2 protein-coding genes are annotated in these 2,444 nt (G+C 49.6%); both read left to right on the top strand.

Annotation, left to right across the window (positions count from 1 at the left end):
* Window positions 1-67: 67 nt before the first annotated feature.
* Window positions 68-2,059: a sigma-54-dependent Fis family transcriptional regulator gene (locus ACPLUI_RS13850; protein WP_424660832.1), complete on the top strand. Its 1,992-nt coding sequence runs from the start codon at window positions 68-70 to the stop codon at window positions 2,057-2,059.
* Between the two features lie 208 nt (window positions 2,060-2,267).
* A partial coding sequence (locus tag ACPLUI_RS13845) for a 4-hydroxyphenylacetate 3-hydroxylase N-terminal domain-containing protein (protein ID WP_424660833.1) occupies window positions 2,268-2,444 on the top strand: 177 nt, incomplete at its 3' end.

Genomic DNA, 2,444 nt, shown 5'->3' with positions numbered 1-2,444 from the left:
CGCAGTTGTTGAATAATACTAAGTATTACAAATTGCCAGAACATTATGGTGGGGGGCGGGGGGAATCGTGGCACCGGTGCAGAAGAAATTGAGGGCCGCCTGGCATGCCTTTGTTAATGGGAATGAATCTGGCCTTCAAACGCTCAGGCCTATCGTACGGGAGTCATGGGAACGCTGCCGGCGCGCTGGTGTTAACCCATATCAGAAGGTAGTTCCCACCGTACTGGTTCCGGAAGCTCTGGCGAGGCGCCGTGAAAAAAATAGAGAGTGGTTGGAGATTGCTCGCCCGGTAATGGAAACCTTATACAGGTTTGTTGCCGGGTCAGGATTTGTGGTTGCAGTCGCTGACTCTGAGGGTTACTTGTTGGAAGTAATTGGAGATAAGGAAGTAGTTCAAGCTATTGCAAAAGGGAATTTCGTACCAGGGGCCGATTGGAGTGAACCCAGTGCCGGTACCAATAGCGTCGGCACTGCACTTATCATGAACCAACCATTACAAATTTTCAGCTACGAACACTATTGCATTTGTTCTCACCGGTGGACCTGTTCTGCAGCGCCTATTCATGATCCGGACGGCAATCTGATTGGCGTTTTGGATATGACCGGGTCTTTTGAAAAGGTACATCCTCATACACTGGGAATGGTAGTAGCAGGTGCGGATGCCATTGAAAGGCAAATGGCCATGAAAAGGGCGTGGCGGGAGCGCGACCTGGCCAACCGGATCCGGGAGGCCCTGATGGAATCAATTTCGGAAGGGATTCTGGCTACGGATTGCAATCGGAGAGTCATACACATGAATCAGGAGGCAGCTCGCCTTTTAGGTACAAAGAAAGAAAGAGCCGTGGGGTTAGATGTTTGGAAGGTCCTGGGTGGTGAGGGGGCAGATTGGGAAGCGATTTTAAGCGGGCAGAAATTTATCACGGATCAGGAAATGGATGTGGCCACACCATGGGGGACCGTAAAGCTGACCGTGACTTCCCGGCCCATTCGTGGTAATGACGGGCAATGTGAGGGTATCGTTATGATTCTGAATGAAATTACCCGTGCCCGGAAGCTAACTCAAAGAATGAGTGGGGCAGTGGCTAGGCTAACTTTTGACGATATGGTGGGTGAAGATCCGAAGTTCCGGGAATGCTTGCGTCTCGCCCGCGCAGCAGCGAGCAGTGATTCTACGGTATTACTGCTGGGGGAGAGTGGTACCGGTAAAGATATCCTGGCGCAGGCCATTCATAACGCCAGTCAACGAGCGAAGGGTCCTTTTGTAGCCATTAACTGTGGAGCCATTCCCCGTGATCTGATCGGTAGCGAGCTTTTTGGCTATACGGAAGGCGCTTTCACGGGTGCCAGGAAGGGAGGAAGTCCCGGTAAGTTCGAACTGGCGGATGGGGGGACCATTTTTCTGGATGAAATTGGAGATATGCCTCTGGAGTTGCAGACTACTCTTCTCAGAGTACTGGAACAAAAAGTCATTACCCGGATTGGTGGTTCTGCGGTATTGCCTGTCAATGTGCGTGTCATTGCTGCAACCAACCGGGACCTGGCCGCGGAGGTGGAGCGGGGAAACTTCCGGCGGGATCTGTATTACCGCTTGAACGTGGTTACCATAAGGCTGATTCCTCTCAGGGAACGCCAGGGAGATATTGAACTGCTCCTGTGGCATTTCCTGGAGCGGTTGGGTAAGCAGATGGGGAAATATGTTCGCTCGGTGGATGAGAGGATTTGGCCCCTCGTTAGAGCTTATTCATGGCCTGGTAATATTCGTGAACTGCAAAATGTGGTGGAGCGAGCTCTACATCTTGCTGATGGTCCGGCGTTGCGACCGGAACACCTGCCGGAGGAAATCCGCAGGGTTCAAAACAATCTGCAGGTACAAAAGGAACTGTTACCAGTACCAGACTATGAAAAGCAGGTAATTTTGAAACTGCTTGAAGAAAATAAGGGTAATCTCTCACGAGTGGCGAGTCAATTGGGTATCGCCCGGACCACCCTCTATCGGAAGATGGCCAAATATGGATTGCGTTACGATCAGAATCATTATAACCGGACAAATCAATTGTGATTTACTGTATTGTAGCGAATCGCTACACTGTAGCGATTTAAAACATTTATCAAGCTTTTAAGCAAAAGAGGCGCGTGGCTTGAACGCCTCTTTTACTTTGCTGTTGTTTTTGTTGCCTGTAATTGAGGGTGCTGGCATAGGACTTGCTGACATTGAAGAACAAGAACGCTGGTGTTGAAGAACAAAAAAGGAGGAAGTTACAGAGGATATGATTACATCTCAAGAATACCTTGCACGTCTCAAGAGGTTAAAAAGCAATATCTATATGGGTGGTGAATTAGTAGAACGGGATGATCCTCGGATACTGCCGGGCATTAAGGTGGTTTCATTAACCTATGACCTGGTTGGAGATCCTCAGTATAGTGAGTCGTTGACAGCAGTATCA

This window comes from Desulfofundulus sp., from assembly GCF_049701015.1.
Classification (GTDB): domain Bacteria; phylum Bacillota; class Desulfotomaculia; order Desulfotomaculales; family Desulfovirgulaceae; genus Desulfofundulus.
The sequence above is the reverse complement of the archived record's forward strand: the minus strand, read 5'-3'. Positions and strand labels throughout refer to the sequence as shown.